The sequence below is a fragment of the Acidovorax sp. CF316 genome (assembly GCF_000276605.1).
Classification (GTDB): domain Bacteria; phylum Pseudomonadota; class Gammaproteobacteria; order Burkholderiales; family Burkholderiaceae_C; genus Acidovorax.
Map to the genome: position 1 here is coordinate 1 of NZ_AKJX01000102.1, position 15,931 is coordinate 15,931.

At 69.4% G+C, this 15,931-nt stretch carries 14 protein-coding genes; 3 read left to right on the forward strand and 11 right to left on the reverse strand.

What is annotated here, in order from left to right; translation table 11 throughout:
- The 3 genes from PMI14_RS10775 to PMI14_RS10785 all read right to left on the reverse strand — a co-directional run.
- On the reverse strand, positions 1 to 1,759 hold a 1,759-nt coding region (locus PMI14_RS10775; protein ID WP_007853970.1), incomplete at its 3' end, for a DEAD/DEAH box helicase.
- Positions 1,756 to 3,465: an ATP-dependent DNA ligase gene (locus tag PMI14_RS10780; protein ID WP_007853973.1), complete on the reverse strand. Its 1,710-nt coding sequence runs from the start codon at positions 3,463 to 3,465 to the stop codon at positions 1,756 to 1,758. The genes PMI14_RS10780 and PMI14_RS10775, both read right to left, overlap by 4 nt.
- Positions 3,462 to 4,523: a ligase-associated DNA damage response exonuclease gene (locus PMI14_RS10785; RefSeq protein ID WP_007853974.1), complete on the reverse strand. Its 1,062-nt coding sequence runs from the start codon at positions 4,521 to 4,523 to the stop codon at positions 3,462 to 3,464. The genes PMI14_RS10780 and PMI14_RS10785 overlap by 4 nt, the downstream gene beginning before the upstream one ends.
- Positions 4,524 to 4,687: 164 nt before the next feature.
- On the opposite strand from PMI14_RS10785, the gene PMI14_RS10790 reads away from it, so the two are divergent.
- Positions 4,688 to 5,197: a BON domain-containing protein gene (locus tag PMI14_RS10790; RefSeq protein ID WP_007853975.1), complete on the forward strand. Its 510-nt coding sequence runs from the start codon at positions 4,688 to 4,690 to the stop codon at positions 5,195 to 5,197.
- Between the two features lie 158 nt (positions 5,198 to 5,355).
- A complete protein-coding gene (locus tag PMI14_RS10795) occupies positions 5,356 to 6,942 on the forward strand; it encodes an ABC transporter substrate-binding protein (RefSeq protein WP_007853976.1) in 1,587 nt (528 codons plus the stop codon).
- Between the two features lie 255 nt (positions 6,943 to 7,197).
- Here the strand turns inward: PMI14_RS10795 and PMI14_RS10800 are convergent, their stop codons facing one another.
- From PMI14_RS10800 to PMI14_RS10830, 7 genes are all read right to left on the reverse strand, one after another.
- Entirely contained in the window at positions 7,198 to 8,667 is a 1,470-nt protein-coding gene (locus tag PMI14_RS10800; RefSeq protein WP_007853977.1) for a M81 family metallopeptidase, read from the reverse strand.
- Positions 8,664 to 9,923 (reverse strand): Zn-dependent hydrolase, encoded by a 1,260-nt coding sequence (locus tag PMI14_RS10805; protein ID WP_007853978.1) that lies wholly within the window; start codon positions 9,921 to 9,923, stop codon positions 8,664 to 8,666. Before PMI14_RS10805 ends, PMI14_RS10800 begins: the two co-directional genes overlap by 4 nt.
- A gap of 25 nt (positions 9,924 to 9,948) precedes the next feature.
- Positions 9,949 to 10,653, reverse strand: coding sequence for an ABC transporter ATP-binding protein (locus PMI14_RS10810; protein WP_007853979.1), 705 nt, complete (start codon positions 10,651 to 10,653; stop codon positions 9,949 to 9,951).
- The gene (locus PMI14_RS10815; protein WP_007853982.1) at positions 10,650 to 11,435 is read right to left on the reverse strand and encodes an ABC transporter ATP-binding protein; all 786 of its coding nucleotides are present in this window, start codon (positions 11,433 to 11,435) and stop codon (positions 10,650 to 10,652) included. Before PMI14_RS10815 ends, PMI14_RS10810 begins: the two co-directional genes overlap by 4 nt.
- Positions 11,432 to 12,430 (reverse strand): branched-chain amino acid ABC transporter permease, encoded by a 999-nt coding sequence (locus PMI14_RS10820; protein ID WP_035203271.1) that lies wholly within the window; start codon positions 12,428 to 12,430, stop codon positions 11,432 to 11,434. Before PMI14_RS10820 ends, PMI14_RS10815 begins: the two co-directional genes overlap by 4 nt.
- 11 nt (positions 12,431 to 12,441) lie before the next feature.
- Positions 12,442 to 13,302, reverse strand: coding sequence for a branched-chain amino acid ABC transporter permease (locus PMI14_RS10825; protein WP_007853985.1), 861 nt, complete (start codon positions 13,300 to 13,302; stop codon positions 12,442 to 12,444).
- A gap of 90 nt (positions 13,303 to 13,392) precedes the next feature.
- Positions 13,393 to 14,598 carry an ABC transporter substrate-binding protein gene (locus PMI14_RS10830; RefSeq protein WP_007853988.1) on the reverse strand — a complete coding sequence of 402 codons (1,206 nt, stop codon included), beginning with the start codon at positions 14,596 to 14,598 and terminating at the stop codon, positions 13,393 to 13,395.
- 249 nt (positions 14,599 to 14,847) lie between these two features.
- On the opposite strand from PMI14_RS10830, the gene PMI14_RS10835 reads away from it, so the two are divergent.
- On the forward strand, positions 14,848 to 15,693 hold the full coding sequence (locus tag PMI14_RS10835; RefSeq protein ID WP_007853990.1) for a FadR/GntR family transcriptional regulator: 846 nt from the start codon (positions 14,848 to 14,850) through the stop codon (positions 15,691 to 15,693).
- A 4-nt stretch (positions 15,694 to 15,697) separates the two neighbouring features.
- On the opposite strand, the gene PMI14_RS10840 is transcribed toward PMI14_RS10835, so the two are convergent.
- A partial coding sequence (locus PMI14_RS10840; protein WP_035203264.1) for a YnfA family protein occupies positions 15,698 to 15,931 on the reverse strand: 234 nt, incomplete at its 5' end.

Below are 15,931 nucleotides of genomic sequence, written 5' to 3' on the forward strand. Positions count from 1 at the left end.
GCATGCCCCCGCCGTTCCAGCGCGGCAGCGCGGCGCTGGCCCGGGGGGCGATGCGCACGTAGGCCGTCATCTGCTGGGTGCGCACCAGCTCCAGCAGGCGGCCCGCGAACATGAACACGTCGCCCTTGCGCAGGCGGGCGATGAAGCTCTCTTCCACCGAACCCAGGCGCCCGCCGCTCACGAACTGCACCTGCATGCTGGCATCGCTCACGATGGTGCCGATGTTGCTGCGGTGGCGGCGCGCCAGCCGCGCATCGGGCACGCGCCACACGCCTTCCTCGTCGGGCACGGCGCGCTGGAAGTCGGGGTAGATGGCCAGCGAGGCCCCGCCCTGGCGCACGAACTGCAGGGCCCATTGCCAGTCATCGTCGGCCAGCGTGGCATAGGCCGGGGCGCGGCGCACCTCGGCCAGCAGCTCCGCGGGAACGAAGCCGCCGCCCAGTGCGATGGTGACCAGGTGCTGCACCAGCACGTCCAGCGGCGCGTGCGGCGTGTGCCGCTCTTCGATGCGGCCCAGCGCCAGCGCATGGCGCGCGGCGGCGGCCTCCACCAGCTCCAGGCTGTGCGTGGGCACCAGCGTGATGCTGGAGGTGCGCCCCGGTGCATGGCCCGAGCGGCCCGCGCGCTGCACCAACCGCCCCACGCCCTTGGCCGAGCCGATCTGCAGCACCTGCTCCACGGGCAGAAAGTCCACGCCCAGGTCCAGGCTCGAGGTGCAGACCACCGCCTTGAGCTGGCCGGCCTTGAGCCCGTTCTCCACCCAGGCGCGCACCTCCTGGCCCAGCGAGCCATGGTGCAATGCCAGTGTGCCGGCCCAGTCGGGCCGGGCCTCCAGCAGCGCCTGGTACCAGCGCTCGGCCTGCGAGCGGGTGTTGGTGAACACCAGGGTGGACGCACAGGCCTCGATGGACTGCACCACCTGCGGCAGCAACGCCAGGCCCATGTGGCCGGCCCAGGCAAAGCGGTCCACCTTGGCCGGCAGCATCACGTCGACCTGCAACGCCTTGTCGATGCGGCCCTGCACCAGCACGGCGGGCGGCACTGCGGGTGCGCCCGGCACCGGGCGGGGCAGCAGCGTATCCAGCGCCTCCTGCAGGTTGCCCAGCGTGGCCGACATGCCCCAGACCTGCAGGGTCGGGTTCCAGCCCGACAGGCGCGCCAGCGCCAGCTGCGCCTGCACGCCGCGCTTGTTGCCCACCAGCTCGTGCCACTCGTCCACCACCACCAGCCGCACGTGGCGCAGGCGCTCGTGCGCATCGGCGCGTGCCAGCAGCAGCGAGACGCTTTCGGGCGTGGTCACCAGCAGCGTGGGCAGGCGCCGGTCCTGTGCGGCGCGCTCGCCACTGGCGGTGTCGCCGGTGCGCAGGCCGCTGGTCCAGTCCGGCGCCAGATCGGGCAGGGGCGCGACCAGCGCACGCAGCGTATCGGCCGCCAGGGCGCGCATGGGGGTGATCCACAGCACCGTGAGCGGCGGCGCTGCCGCGCGGCGCGTGCGCAGGGCCGTGCGCGCACTGGCCTGTGCAGTCGGTGCCACGGGCTCGCCTGCCAGCGCCAGGTGCTGAAGCGCGCCCAGCCACACGGCATAGGTCTTGCCCGCGCCGGTGGTGGCATGCAGCAGCCCTGAGCGGCCTTCGCCCATTGCGCGCCACACCTCCTGCTGGAAGCCGAAGGGCTGCCAGCCGCGCGTGGCCATCCAGCCAGCAGCCGCGCTCGCGGCCACCGTGGGCAGCGGCTTGCGCGGGCGGCGGGCCGTGCTCATGCGGCAGTGTCCTGCCCTGGCAGTAGGGCCACCAGGGTCTGCAGGGTATCGGCCTCAGCCACGGTCTTGTCCTGGCGCCAGCGCAGCATGCGCGGGAAGCGCACGGCGATGCCGCTCTTGTGGCGCGGGCTCCTGCCGATGCCCTCGAAGCCCAGCTCGAAGACCATGGTTGCATCCACGCTGCGCACGGGGCCGAAGCTCTCGCGCGTGGTCTTGCGGATGATGGCGTCCACTTGGCCGATCTCCACGTCCGTCAGGCCCGAATAGGCCTTGGCGAACGGCACCAGCTGGCGCTCGGGGTCGTCCTGCGGCCCGTTCCACACGGCAAAGGTGTAGTCGCTGTACAGGCTGGCGCGGCGGCCGTGGCCGCGCTGGGCGTAGATGAGCACCGCGTCCACGCTCATGGGGTCGATCTTCCACTTCCACCACACGCCCACGTCCTTGGTGCGGCCCACGCCGTAGTGCGCCTGGCGGTGCTTGAGCATGAAACCCTCGGTGCCCATGCCGCGCGCGGCTTCGCGCTGGCGCGCCAGGTCCGGCCAGTCGGCGCCCTGCAGCAGCGTGCTCAGGCGCAGGCCCGGTTGCGCGGCGGGAGCGATCGCCGCCGGGTCGGGCTGCAGCGTGGCCTCCAGCAGAGCGCGGCGTGCCTCTTGGGGCTGCTGGCGCAGGTCCTGCCCCGCATGTTCGAGCAGGTCGTAGGTGACCTGCACCACGGGCAGCTCGCGCAGCAACTTGGGTCCCAGGGTCTTGCGGCCCAGGCGCTTTTGCAGGTCGGCGAAGGGGCGGGGCTGGGGCTCATCGGGCAGCCACACCAGGATCTCGCCGTCCACGACCGTGCCATCGGGCAGGGCCGCCATCGCGGCCTCGGCCAGTTCGGGAAAGCGGTCGGTCACCAGCTCCTCGCCGCGCGACCAGACCCACACCGCGCCCGCACGCCGCACGATCTGCGCGCGGATGCCGTCCCACTTCCACTCCACCATCCAGTCACCGGGCGCGCCCAGCAGCGCAGGCATCTCGGCCACGGGCTGGCTGAACGGGTGCGCCAGGAAGAAGGGGTAGGGCTGGCCCGCCATGCCCGCATCCACGGCGGCGCCCGCGTCGCCATCCGCGGCCTCCTCCACGGGCGCCACCAGCGCCTCGTAGTCGTCCGCCCGGGGCTGTCGGCCGATCTGCGTGTAGCCCATGAGCCGGTGCGCGATGCGCTTGGGGTCCAGGGCACTCACCGTGGCCAGCGCCTGTGTGACCTGCAGGCGCGACACCCCTACGCGGAAGTTGCCGGTGATGAGCTTGAAGTACACAAAGCGCTGCTCCGGCGCCAGCATGTCCCACTGCGTGCGCAGGCGGGCATCGGCCTCCTCGGGTGCCAGGGCGCGCAGGGGCAGCAGCTGGGCCATCCACGCGGCCAGCGGCAGGTCCACGGGCTGCACCGGGGGCGGCAACAGCAGGGCCAGGGTTTCGGCCAGATCGCCCACGGCCTGGTAGCTTTCTTCGAACAACCATTCGGGCAGTTCGGCCGCCTCCTGCGCCAGGGCCTTCAGCCGCTTGGTGGGCACCATCTGGCGCGGTTTGCCCCCGGCCAGGAAGTAGGTGGCCCAGGCGGCATCGGCCGGCGGTGCCACGCGCAGGTAGGCCACCAGTGCCGCCAGCTTGGCAGACTGCCCGGTGGTGGCATCGAGCGCCTGGAACAGCTGGGCAAAGGCCTTCATGCAGCAGCCTCGGGAGCCGTTGCATCGGCCTGCGCTGGCGGCGCAGCACCTGCATCATCCTCGTTGTCGTCGGCGCCGTACTCGGTCATGAACACCTGCGCATCCAGGCCTTGCTCGCACAGCCAGCGCACCATCACCTCGGTACTGCCGTGGGTGACGATGATGCGCTCGGCCCCCGTGGCGCCGATGGCCTTCTGCAGGCTCGGCCAGTCCGCATGGTCGCTCATCACGAAGCCCCGGTCCACGCCGCGGCGGCGGCGCGCGCCGCGCACCAGCATCCACCCGCTGGCAAAGGCATCGGAATGCTCGCCAAAGCGCTTGAGCCAGGGCGTGCCCGCCGCCGAGGGCGGTGCCAGCACCAGCGCGCGGCGCAACTCGGACTTGGTGACGCCCGGTTCCGTCACGCGCAGGGTGGGCGGCAGCGCCACGCCCGCCGCGCGGTACACGGCATTGAGCGGGTCCACCGCGCCATGCACGACGATGGGGCCGATGCCCGCATCCACCCCGTGCAGCAGCCGCTGCGCCTTGCCGAAGGCGTAGGCATACAGCACGCTGGCCTTGCCCGCCGCCGCATTCGCGGCCCACCAGGCATTGATGTCGGCGAACAGCACGGGCTGCGACGGCCAGCGGTAGATGGGCAGGCCGAAGGTCGACTCGGTGATGAAGGTGTGGCAGCGCACCGGCTCGAAGGGCGGGCAGGTGCCGTCGTCCTCGAGCTTGTAGTCGCCCGAGGCCACCCACACCTGGCCGCCATGCTCCACCCGCACCTGGGCCGAGCCCAGCACGTGTCCCGCCGGGTGCAGCGACAGGCGCACGCCGTGGTGGTCGATGGCGTCGCCATAGGCCAGCGTCTGCAGATCGATGTCTGCGCCCAGCCGGTTGCGCAGCGTCCCCTCGCTGTCGGTGTGCGCCAGGTAGTGCGCCGAGCCCATGCGCGCATGGTCCGAGTGCGCGTGCGTGATCACGGCCCGCTCCACCGGCCGCCAGGGGTCGATGAAGAAATTGCCGGCCGGGCAGTACAGGCCTTCGGGGCGGTGGACGATGAGGTCGCTGGGCATGGGCGCGGTGGGTGGGCTGTCCATCCTAAGCGCTGGGTGCGGCCGGTTGGCAGTGCACGCCGCAAATCGCAGCCATGTCCTACACGCTGCCTGGTGGGTGGCGACGCGCTTGGTGGGGCGACAAGTCCTCACTAAGATGGTTATAGAAATCCGACGAGGTGCCCATGCCCCTTTTGCCGACCCCGATGAAGGCCTGCGCCCTGGCGCTCGCAGGCCTCCTGGCGTCCACCGTGCCCGCCCATGCGCAGGAGGCCCGCACCAACGCCTTCAACGACCCCTTCCTCCAGGTCACCGCCGCCATCCCCGGCTGCCCCGTGCCCGAGGGCCCTCTGTACACCGAAGCCGAGGTGCGCGAGCTGGCCCATGTGCGCTCGCAGCATGGCGGCAGCTGCCACCGCGTGGGGCGCTGCCGGCTGCCCAACTCCTACCTGTACGACGCCGAGATCATCCCGCGCGTGCAGCGCTACGTCCGCGAGGAGGGGCGCTTCGACGACACCAGCGTGTGGGTGCTGGGCGAGCGGCGCCTGGTCACGCTGATGGGCTGCGTGCAGTCGGCTGAGCAGGCGCGGGCGCTGGAAAAGGCCGTGGAGCTGGTGGACGACGTGATGGGCGTCATCAACCTGCTGCAGGTGGGAACCGAGCGGCGCGCGGCGCGGTACCCCCTTGCCAAGTAGGTACTGGTAGATACCGCAGTTGCGGCATTTGCGCAATCCGCCATGACGCGCAATTGCGCGGCGGAACCACACTGCCTGGACGGGGGCTTTTGCGCGCGCCCGTCCTGCTGCATATTGCCGATTCCTCCGAACACTCCTGTCTTGCAAAGGAAACCCCCATGCACTTCAAGCACTCCCTGCTCGCGGCCGCCACCCTGGCCCTGGCAGCCATCGCCCCCACCGTGTCGGCAAAACCGTTCAAGTGGGCCGGGTCCACCGACATCCAGACCATGGACATCCACTCGCAGAACAGCGCCCTGGGCAACGGCATCCATGCGGCGGTGTACGAGTCGCTGGTGATGTTCAACAGCCGCACGCTCAAGGTCGAGCCGCTGCTGGCCACCTCGTGGCAGCAGGTCAGCCCCACGCAACTGCGCGTGAAGCTGCGCCAGGGCGTGAAGTTCAGCGACGGCTCGGCCATGACCGCGGACGACGTGGTGTTCTCGCTGCAGCGCGCCATGAGCAAGAGCTCCACCTACGCCATCTACACCCAGGGCATGGACCGCATCGCCAAGGTGGATGGCGAGACCATCGACATCTTCCTGAAAAACCCCAACCCGGTGCTGCTCAACCAGCTGACCGAGCTGCGCGTGATGAGCAAGGCCTGGTCCGAGAAGAACAACGCCGTGGAGCCCAAGGACATCAAGTCCAAGGACGAGACCTTCTCGCACCGCAACGCCATGGGCACCGGGCCCTTCGTGCTCAAGGAGTGGGTGCCCGACCAGAAGCTGGTGTTCGCCGCCAACCCGCAGTGGTGGAACGCCGGCAAGACCGAGGGCAACGTGACCGAGATCGTCTACACGCCCATCAAGTCCGAGGCCACACGCATCGCGGCCCTGCTCTCGGGCGAGGTCGACATGGTGCGCGAAGCCAATCTGCAGGACCTGGAGCGGCTCAAGGCCAACCCCAACATCAAGGTCATGGAGATGGTCGAGAACCGCACCGTCTACCTTGCCCTGGACCAGTTCCGCGACGAGCTGCAGGGCAGCAGCGTGAAGGGCAAGAACCCGCTCAAGGACCTGCGCGTGCGCAAGGCCCTGTACCAGGCCATCGACGTGGCTACTCTGCAGCGCGTGACCATGCGCGGCATGTCCAAGCCCACGGGCGCCATGGTCTCGCCCCTGGTCAACGGCTGGACCGAGGCGGTGGACAAGCGCCTGCCCTACGACGTCAATGCCGCCCGGGCGTTGCTGGCCGAGGCAGGTTACAAGGACGGTTTCGAGGTCGACTTTGCCTGCAGCAACAACTCCATCATCCAGGACGAGAACCTGTGCCAGGCCATCACCTCGATGTGGGCGCGCGTGGGCGTCAAGGCCAAGCTGCGCACCCTGCCGTCGGTGACCTACTACCCCATGGCCCAGCGGCACGAGGCCAGCATCGCGCTGCTCAGCTGGGGCGTGCCGACCTTCGATGCGCTGTACACCCTGCAGTCGCTCACGCGCACCAAGACCACGGGCGGCGACGGCAACTACAACCTGGGCCGCTACAGCAACGAGCGCATGGACTACGTCGTGGACCGCGTGAAGACCGAGATCGACCAGCCCGTGCGCAACCGCCTGCTGACCGAAGGCCTGCAGCTGCAGAACGACACCGTGGCCAATATCCCCCTGCACAACCAGATGCTGGCCTGGGCCATGAAGAAGAACGTCGAACTCGTCCAGCGCCCCGACAACCGCATCGACTGGCGCCTGATAAAGGTCAATTAACCCCATGAGTCGCTTCGCGCCTCGGTGTGCCCGCCAGAGGCGGCCACTCTTCGTGCCGTCCAGACCTGCGCAGGCAGGTCTGGAGCCGCGGCACCCAGCCCCTTTCTCTCAAATCGCTGCGCGATTTGGGAAGGGGGACGCCCCCAGCGCGGCGGGGCGGCCCTTGCGCGGGGGCACTGGCGTCGGGCGCGCCAGTTGCGCCGGCTTGCGCTTGCTGTTGATGCGGGTTCTGGGGGCCCCCTGCGCGATGGAAGGTCAGACAGCGTCGAGCGGGAACACCGGCCGGCGCACGTTCTTGAAAGGGAACAGTGCGTAGTTGGAGCTGGTCACGCCCGTGGGGCTGTCGCATTCGACCAGCGCGTGCGACAGCGGCACGAACACCGGGCGGCAGTACATGCGCGACTTGAGCAGCACGAAGCGGTGCGCCGTGGGGTCCACGCCCACGCACGAGAACACGCCCAGGTCCCAGGGCTCGTGGGTCTTCTCGGTCACCACGATTTGTGCGCTGCCGGTGTCGAACAGCACGGTGCGCCCCATCGCGCAGCGCTGCCCGGTGTAGATGGGCCCGGTCACGGTGTACTCGCCGTCGCTGATGGCGCGCACCGTGCCGGTCAGCGCCACGGGCTCCTTGGACACGTTGAGCTGGGTGAGCGGCACCTTGTTGCCCAGGCGCACGGTGCACTGTGCGCCCACGCCGGCCGCCACGAGCTCGGCCACCGCCTCGGGGTCGCACAGCGGGCCCACGGCGATGTCCGACAGGCCCTCGGTGAGGGCGGCCTGCAACACGTCCATGGAATCGCAGGTGCCGCCGGACATGCAGTTGTCGCTGTGGTCCAGCAGCAGCACCGGGCGCTCGGCGCCTTGCGCCAGGGTCTGCGCGCGCTGCAGGGAGTCGGCCAGGGGCTCGCTGTCGTAGACGAACTCGGCGCGCTCCTGCCAGATGGTGGCCGCGATGCGGTCGGCCACGGCCTGGGCTGCTTCGGGCGCATCGGCAAGGCCGGTGACCACCACGCTCATGAACGGCGCCTCGATGTCGGCCAGCGAGAACCCCGCGAACACCGAGACGGCGGGCACGCCATCGGCCTCGGCAGCGCGGGCGGCGTCCACCGCACGCAACATGGCGCCCTCCAGCGTGGTGCTGCGCAGGGTGTGGCCCATCATGGGCAACTGGTGCCAGCGCACGCCGTAGCGCGCCTGGCCCGGCAGCATGGCCAGCAGCAGGCGCCCGGCATGCTCGCCCGTCTCGTACATGTCGATGTGCGGGTAGGTCTTGAAGCCCACCATGACGTCGGCGTTGGCGACCATCTTCGGTGTGATGTTGCCGTGCAGGTCCAGCGCCACGCCGATGGGCACGCCGGGCGCCGCGGCGCGCACGCGCGCGAGCAGGTCGCCCTCGCCATCGGGGCTGTTCTCGGCCACCATGGCGCCGTGCAGGTCGAGCAGGATGGCGTCGCAGCCGGGGGCGGCCTCCACGATGCGGCGGGTCAGCTCGTCGTAGGCGGCGGCATGCACCGGGCCGCTGGGGTTGGAGGTGGCCGACACCGGCGTGACCAGCGTGGCGCCCAGGCCCTGCGCCAGGTCGATGAAGGCCGCCATGGCCGTGCGCATGCCCAGGTTGTCGCGCAAGGCGTCCTCGCCGTAGGTGGGCGCGAACGCCGCAAGCGGCGTGGGCACGGGCGAGAAGGTGTTGGTCTCGTGGTTCAGGCGGGCGATGAGGATCTTCATGCGGCGACCACCTGGGCGCTGCGCAGCATGGCCTGCAGCAGTACGTTGCAGCCGGCCTCCAGGTGCTCGGGCTCGGCGTCCTCGATCTCGTTGTGGCTGATGCCGTCGGCGCAGGGCACGAAGACCATGGCGGTGGGCGCCAGGCGCGCCAGGTACACCGCGTCGTGCCCGGCACCGCTGACCACGTCCATCGCGCTGTAGCCCAGCGCCTGGGCATCGGCGCGCACGCCTTCGACCAGCGCGGGCGCAAACGGCTGCGGCGGGAAGTACACCACCTGCTCCACCGCGATGGGCGTGCGGCCGGCCGTGCCGATGCGCTCGCAGGCGGCGCGCAACGCGGCATCCATCTGCAGCAGCACGGCGTCGTCGGCGGCGCGCAGGTCCACCGTCATGCGCACGCTGCCCGGGATCACGTTGCGCGAACTCGGGAACACCTCCAGCACGCCCACCGTGCCGCGGGCGTGCGGCGCATGGGCCAGGGCGATGCGGTTCACCTCGGCCACCAGGGCGCTGGCGGCCAGCAGCGCATCGCGGCGCAGCTCCATGGGTGTGGGGCCGGCATGGGCCTCCATGCCCTGCACGCTCACGTCGTACCAGCGCTGGCCCAGGGCACCCTGGACCACGCCGATCACGCAGCCGTTGGCCTCCAGCACCGGGCCCTGCTCGATGTGCGCCTCGAAGTACGCGCCCACGGCCGGCGTGGGGCCGTCAGCGCCTGCATAGCCGATGGCAGTCAGTGCCTCGGCCACGCTGGTGCCCTGCGCATCGCGCTGGGCCAGCGCATGCTCCAGCGTGAAGGCGCCGGCGAACACGCCCGAGCCCATCATCACCGGCACGAAGCGCGAGCCTTCCTCATTGGTCCACACCGCCACCTCGATCGGGGCTTCGGTCACGATGCCGTGGTCGTTCAGCGTGCGCACCACCTCGATGCCGGCCAGCACGCCGTAGTTGCCGTCGAACTTGCCGCCCGTGGGCTGGGTGTCGATGTGGCTGCCGGTCATCACCGGGGGCAGGGCGTCGTTGCGCCCCGCGCGGCGCGCGAAGATGTTGCCGATGGCGTCGGTGCGCACGCTGCAGCCGGCCTCGCGCGCCCAGCGCACGAACAGGTCGCGGCCCTCGCCGTCGAGCGCGGTGAGGGCCAGGCGGCACACGCCGCCCTTGGGCGTGGCGCCGATCCGGGCCAGGTCCATCAGCGATTGCCACAGGCGCGCGCCGTTCACGCGCGCTTGCAGGGCAGGGGAGGGGGTCGTCGTCATGTCCACAGTCGGATTCCTGAAAAATCTATGCCAGGCCCACGCCCAGATAGCGGTCCTTGATGGCGTCGTCGGCGAGGAAGGCGGCGTTGTCCGCCTCGTGCACGATGGCGCCCTGTTCGATCACGTAGTGCCGGTCGGCCAGCTGGGTGCAGACCTCCAGGTTCTGCTCCACCAGCAGGATGGCCACGCCCGCGGCCTTGATGGTCTTGAGCTGCGCCACGATCTCTTCCACGATCACCGGCGCTAGCCCTTCCACGGGCTCGTCCAGCATCAGGAGGCGCGGCGCATTCATCAGCGCACGGCCGATGGCCAGCATCTGCTGCTCGCCGCCCGACAGCTGACCGCCGCCGTTGCCGCGCCGCTCCTTGAGGCGCGGAAAGATGCGGTAGATGTCCGGCAGCTGCCAGGGCGAGCGCTTGCGCTGGCCCAGCAGCAGGTTCTCCTCCACCGTGAGCAGCTTGAAGATGCCGCGGTGCTCGGGCACCAGGCACACGCCGCGCTGGGCGATGGCGTGCGTGGCCAGGCCTTGCACCTCGTCGCCTGCAAAGCGCACACGGCCCTGGGTGGGCGGTACCACGCCGCAGATGCTCTTGAGCGTGGTGGTCTTGCCCGCGCCGTTGCGCCCGAGCAGGGTGACCAGCTCGCCGTCGCCCACGCGCAGGTCCACGCCCTGCAGCACATGGCTCTTGCCGTAGTGGGCATGCAGCCCCTGGATGTCGAGGATCGTCATGCCGCCTTGCCCCCCGTGATCATGTTGCCCAGGTAGGCGCTGCGCACCCGGTCGTCGCTGCGGATGGCGTGCGGGTGCCCTTCGGCCAGCACGCGGCCCTGCTGCATCACCGTCACGGTGTCGGAGATGTCCATCACGATGTTCATGTTGTGCTCGATGAGTACCACGGTGTGCTCGTCCTTGAGGCCCTGGATCAGTCGCTTCATGTCGTCGAGGTCGTCGATGCCCATGCCCGAGGTGGGCTCGTCCAGGAAGATCGCCTTGGGCCGCGCGGCCAGCGCCATGCCCACCTCCAGCCGGCGCTGCTGGCCGTGCGAGAGGTTGCCCACCGGCGTGTCGGCATGGCGCTCCAGGCCCAGGCGCGCCAGCACGCTGGCCACCACCTCGGCCTGCGAGCGTGCGCCTTGCGGCGCATGCCAGCAGTTGAGCGCATGGCGCGGCGCCGTGCCCTGGGCGGCCAGGCGCAGGTTCTCGCGCACGGGCAGGGTGAGGAACAGGCTCGTCACCTGGAAGGAGCGCGCCATGCCGCGCTGCACCCGGCGGTGGTCAGGCTCGTGCGTCACGTCGTGTCCGTCGAACACGATGCGCCCGCCGCTCACCGCCTTGGTGCCCGTGAGCATGTGGAACAGCGTGGTCTTGCCCGCGCCGTTGGGGCCGATGACCGAATGGACCGTGTTGGCGCGCACCTTGAGGTCCACGCCCGCCAGCGCGGCGAACTTGTCGTAGCGCTTTTCCACGCCCACGGCTTCGAGCAGGATGGGAGAGGCGGTGGCGGTGCTCATGCGTGGCCTCCTTGCGCAGCGGCGGCGTCGGCCTTGCCAGTGCGACCCTTGCCGCGCAGCAGGTTCCAGGCCGACTCGCCCAGGCCCCACAGGCCGCGCTGCAGCCCCAGGCTGACCACCATCAGCACCACGCCCAGGATCAGCAGCCAGCGCGGCCACAGGGCGGACAGCCAGTCGCCCACCAGCAGGTAGAAGGCCGAGCCGAGCAGCGAGGCCAGCAGGTTGCCCGTTCCGCCGATGACGGTCATGACCAGGATCATCTCGCTGGTGTGGTACTCGGCGCTCGCGAGCGGGGCGATGCCCGTCATCATGGCGTGCAGCGCACCGGCCAGGCCGGTCACCGCGCCCGAGATCACGAAGGCCTGCAGCTTGAGCAGCTGGAGGTTGTAGCCGATGGCGCCCGCGCGCTCTTCGTTGTCGCGCACGGCCAGCAGCGTGCGCCCGAAGACCGAGGCCGACACCTTCTGCAGCAGCCAGAAGGCCACCAGGAACACCGTGGCCACGAAGCCGTAGTACTGCCAGGGCGAGGCCAGCGGCCACAGCGTGAAGCCGCCCACGGCCAGCGAGGGGCGCGGGATGTCCATTAGCCCGTTGTCGCCGCCCGTGATGCCCGGCATGGAGTAGGCGAGAAAGTAGAACATCTGCGCGAAGGCCAGGGTCAGCATCACGAAGTAGGTGCCGCGCTGGCGGATGGCCACCAAGCCCACGATGGCTGCGCCCAGCGCCCCCATCACCACGGCGAGCGCCAGGGCCAGCGGCATGGGCAGGGGCCAGCGCGTGAGCGTGAGGGCGATGGTGTAGCTGCCCAGCCCGAAGAAGATGCCCTGCCCGAAGGACAGCAGCCCGGTGTGGCCCAGCAGCAGGTTGCAGCCCATGGCGGCCAGGCCATAGATCAGCACCTCGCTGGCCAGCGAGCCCGATTGCATGGTCAGCGGCATCACCAGCACCACGGCCAGCGCCAGCAGCAGGTGGGAATTCTTGCGCAAGATTGTCATCATGGTGGTGTTCATCCTTTGCGGCCCAGCAGGCCATGCGGGCGCAGCAGCAGCACGGCGGCCATGGCGATGTAGATCATGAGCCGGGCCCCTTCGGGCCACACGGTACTCATCACGCTCTGCACGATGCCGATCAGCAGGCCGCCTATCAGCGCTCCGGCAAAGCTGCCCATGCCACCGACCACCACCACGATGAAGGCCACGCCCAGCGCCTCGATGCCCATGAAGGGCTCGGCCCCGCGCATGGGGGCGGCCAGCACGCCGGCAATCGCCGCGGTGGCCGCACCCAGCGCGAACACCAGGCTGAAGATGCGGAACACGTTGATGCCGAGCAGCGAAACCATCTCGGTCGATTCGCTGCCCGCGCGCACCGCGCTGCCCAGGCGCGTGCCTTCGAGCACGTACCACAGTCCCACGGCCAGCACGGCGGTGAAACCGATCACGAACAGCCGGTACTTGGGGTAGACGATGCCGCCCCACATGACCACGCCCTGCAGCAGGTCGGGCACCGGTACGCTGTCACCGAGCGGCCCCCATTGCAGGATCACCAGCTCCTGGATGGCCAGGGCCAGGCCCACGGTGACGAGGATGTGGAACTCGTGCGGCTTGGCGTACACATGGCGCAGCACCAGCTTCTCGGTGAGCCAGCCCAGGGCGCCCACGACCAGGGGCACCACGGCCAGTGCCAGCCAGAAGCTCAGGCCCCAGCGCGTCATCTGGAAGCAGAAGTAGGCGCCCAGCAGGTAGAACGCCCCGTGCGCGAAGTTCACGAAGCGCAGCAGGCCGAACACGATGGACAGGCCGACCGCCAGCAGGAAGTACAGCATGCCGATGCCGATCCCGTTGATGGCCTGTAGCAGGTAGATGTTCATGGGCAAGGGACGAAGGAGGGGACACACGGCCCATGGTTGGGCCGTGGAAGGAAATGGGGCCGGGGCGCGGCCCGTCGGGCCGCGCGGCACTCAGGCGATCTTGCAGCCGGTCTGGTCGAGGGGCAGGAACGACTTGCCCGAACTGACCACGTCCACGTAGTCGTCCTTGTTGGCCATCTTCGCCTTGGCCTTGCCCTTGAGCAGGTAGTAGTTCTTGAGCACCTGGTGGTCGCCCTTGCGGATCTCTTCGTCGCCCGTGAGGCCCTGGTACTTCATGCCTTCCATGGCGGCGATCACGGCCTTGGGCTCCACCGTGCCGGCCTTGATGATGCCGTCGATCATGAGCTTGGTGCAGATGTACGAGCCCGCCAGGCTGTAGTTGGGGTTGGACTTGAACTTGTCGTTGCTGCGCTTGACCAGGTCGAGGTTCAGCGGCGCATTGGCCGTGTGCCAGTACTGTGCACCGAAGTAGATGCCCTCGCACAGGTCGGCGCCCAGCGACTCGAACTGCTCCAGCCCCGAGGCCCAGGCCACCAGGATGGTCATGTTCTTGTGCATGCCGAAGCTCACGGCCTGGCGCAGCGCGTCGGACGACTGCGAGCCGAAGTTGAGCAGCAGCAGCACGTCGGGCTTGGCGGCCATGGCATTGGTCAGGTAGCCGCTGAACTCCTTTTCGGTCAGCGAGTGGTAGCTGTTGCCCACGTGCTCCAGGTTCTTCTCCTTGAAGATGTTCTTGGCCGCCGACAGCAGGCCGTCGCCGAACACGTACTGCGGCGTGATGGTGTACCAGCGCTTGGCCTTGGGCAGGGCCTCGGCCAGGGGACGCACCGTCTGCTCGATGGCGCCGAAGGTGGGCACCGACCAGCGGAAGGTGGCGGCATTGCAGTCCTTGCCCGTGATCTCGTCGGCGCCGGCGGTGGTGATGAAGATGCCGCCGGCCTTCTCGGCCTCCTTGCCCATGGCCAGTGATTCGGACGACAGGATGCCGCCTGCGAAGAAGCGCGTGCCCTGCTGCTGCGAGGACTCCTGCACCTTGCGCACGGCCGTGGCGGGCTTGCCCTCGGTGTCCAGCACCGTGTAGGCCAGGGGACGCTTGAGGGCCGTGCCGTACTGCTCGATGGCCAGCTTCATGCCCAGGTCGGCGAACTTGCCGTTGGCCGCGAACGCCCCCGACATGGGCACCGGGCAGCCGAACTGGATGGCACCGCTGGACTGTGCCCAGGCGCTCTGGGCCAGGCCCAGCGATGCGGGCAGTGCGCCCAGGGCGGAGAGTTGCAAGAGTTGACGACGGTGCATGGGGCGAGCTCCTTGGGAGGGGTTGGGGCCGGTCGGCCGATGGCGGTATGGCAGTTGCAAAGCACACTGCGTGCCACCGCTACAGAGCGTCGTTTGCGCTCATTTCTTCTATTTATAGTGATAAATAGGATAAACACCGTGCGTAAAAACCCTGCATTCCGCCCGCTGCCCCCTTGCGGTGCATACACTGCACCATCGATGGCACTGCCGGAGACTGCCCGCAGGTGCTGAGCAACGACAATCCCGACTATGGCAACTACAACGTCCACCAACAAGCCGCTCAAGGCCCTCAAGCGCTCCGACCTGGTGGCGCAGGAGGTCAAGCGCCTGATCACCGAGAAGAACCTGAGCCCGGGCGACCGCCTGCCGCGCGAGAGCGAGCTGCAGGCGCAGTTCGAAGTCAGCAAGGGCACCATCCGCGAGGCCCTGAAATCGCTGGAGGTGCAGGGCCTGGTGACCATCTCCACCGGCCCTTCGGGCGGGGGCACCATCGCCGAGGTGCCGCTGGACCGCACCCTGCAGTTCATGCAGAACTACCTGTTCTTCCAGGAAGTGACCATCGACAACATCTACGCCGTGCGCCAGTTCCTGGAGCCGGAGCTGGCCGCCTGCGCCGTGCCCCACCTGACGGAGGCCGACTTCGAGGCGCTGGAGCATTCCATCGCCTGCTGCGACCCGGCGTCGAGCAGCGAGGACATGCTGAGCCAGCGCCGCGAGGATGTGAACTTCCACGACATCCTGGCGGCGGCCTGCCCCAACCCCTTCCTGCGCTTCAACTGCGAGCTGATCAACGAGATGCTGCGCCAGCTCATCGTCTACGGCAACCGCACGCCCAAGGCCGAGCACCGGCGCTTCGGCGAGGTCAACGCCGACTTCCACCGCGAGATCGTGCAGGCCGCGCGTGCGCGCGACGTGGAAAAGGTGCGCGCCCTGATGGTCCGCCACATGCAGGACGCGGCCAGCAGCGTCAAGCGCATGAAGGGCCGCCTGCAGGGCCGGCTGATCCTGGACGCCGAAACGCTGCGCAGTCCGCGCTCGGCCCATGTGCGACCCAAGGCCGCGGCCAAGGCGGCCAAGCCGAAAGCTGGCGAGTAGGAACTCAGCGCGCGGGCTGGAACATGATGATGGCCATGCCGCACAACGCCACTGTGACTCCCGCCAGGTCCCAAACGGTGGGCCGGATCTGGTCCACCGCCCAGAGCCAGGCCAGCGCCATGCCGATGTAGACGCCGCCGTAGGCGGCATACACGCGGCCCGCGGCGGCCGTGTCGTGCAGGGTCAGCAGCCAGGCGAACAGCGCGAGGCTCGCGGCGGCCGGCAGCAGCAGCCACAC

Excerpts from the sequence above, each read along its gene's own strand:
- PMI14_RS10810 (WP_007853979.1), bottom strand. The coding sequence starts at position 10,653 with ATGACGATCCTCGACATCCAGGGGCTGCATGCCCACTACGGCAAGAGC.
- PMI14_RS10830 (WP_007853988.1), bottom strand. The coding sequence starts at position 14,598 with ATGCACCGTCGTCAACTCTTGCAACTCTCCGCCCTGGGCGCACTGCCC.
- PMI14_RS10785 (WP_007853974.1), bottom strand. The coding sequence starts at position 4,523 with ATGCCCAGCGACCTCATCGTCCACCGCCCCGAAGGCCTGTACTGCCCG.
- PMI14_RS10835 (WP_007853990.1), top strand. The coding sequence starts at position 14,848 with ATGGCAACTACAACGTCCACCAACAAGCCGCTCAAGGCCCTCAAGCGC.
- PMI14_RS10780 (WP_007853973.1), bottom strand. The coding sequence starts at position 3,465 with ATGAAGGCCTTTGCCCAGCTGTTCCAGGCGCTCGATGCCACCACCGGG.
- PMI14_RS10790 (WP_007853975.1), top strand. The coding sequence starts at position 4,688 with ATGCCCCTTTTGCCGACCCCGATGAAGGCCTGCGCCCTGGCGCTCGCA.
- PMI14_RS10795 (WP_007853976.1), top strand. The coding sequence starts at position 5,356 with ATGCACTTCAAGCACTCCCTGCTCGCGGCCGCCACCCTGGCCCTGGCA.
- PMI14_RS10820 (WP_035203271.1), bottom strand. The coding sequence starts at position 12,430 with ATGACAATCTTGCGCAAGAATTCCCACCTGCTGCTGGCGCTGGCCGTG.
- PMI14_RS10800 (WP_007853977.1), bottom strand. The coding sequence starts at position 8,667 with ATGAAGATCCTCATCGCCCGCCTGAACCACGAGACCAACACCTTCTCG.
- PMI14_RS10815 (WP_007853982.1), bottom strand. The coding sequence starts at position 11,435 with ATGAGCACCGCCACCGCCTCTCCCATCCTGCTCGAAGCCGTGGGCGTG.
- PMI14_RS10805 (WP_007853978.1), bottom strand. The coding sequence starts at position 9,923 with ATGACGACGACCCCCTCCCCTGCCCTGCAAGCGCGCGTGAACGGCGCG.
- PMI14_RS10825 (WP_007853985.1), bottom strand. The coding sequence starts at position 13,302 with ATGAACATCTACCTGCTACAGGCCATCAACGGGATCGGCATCGGCATG.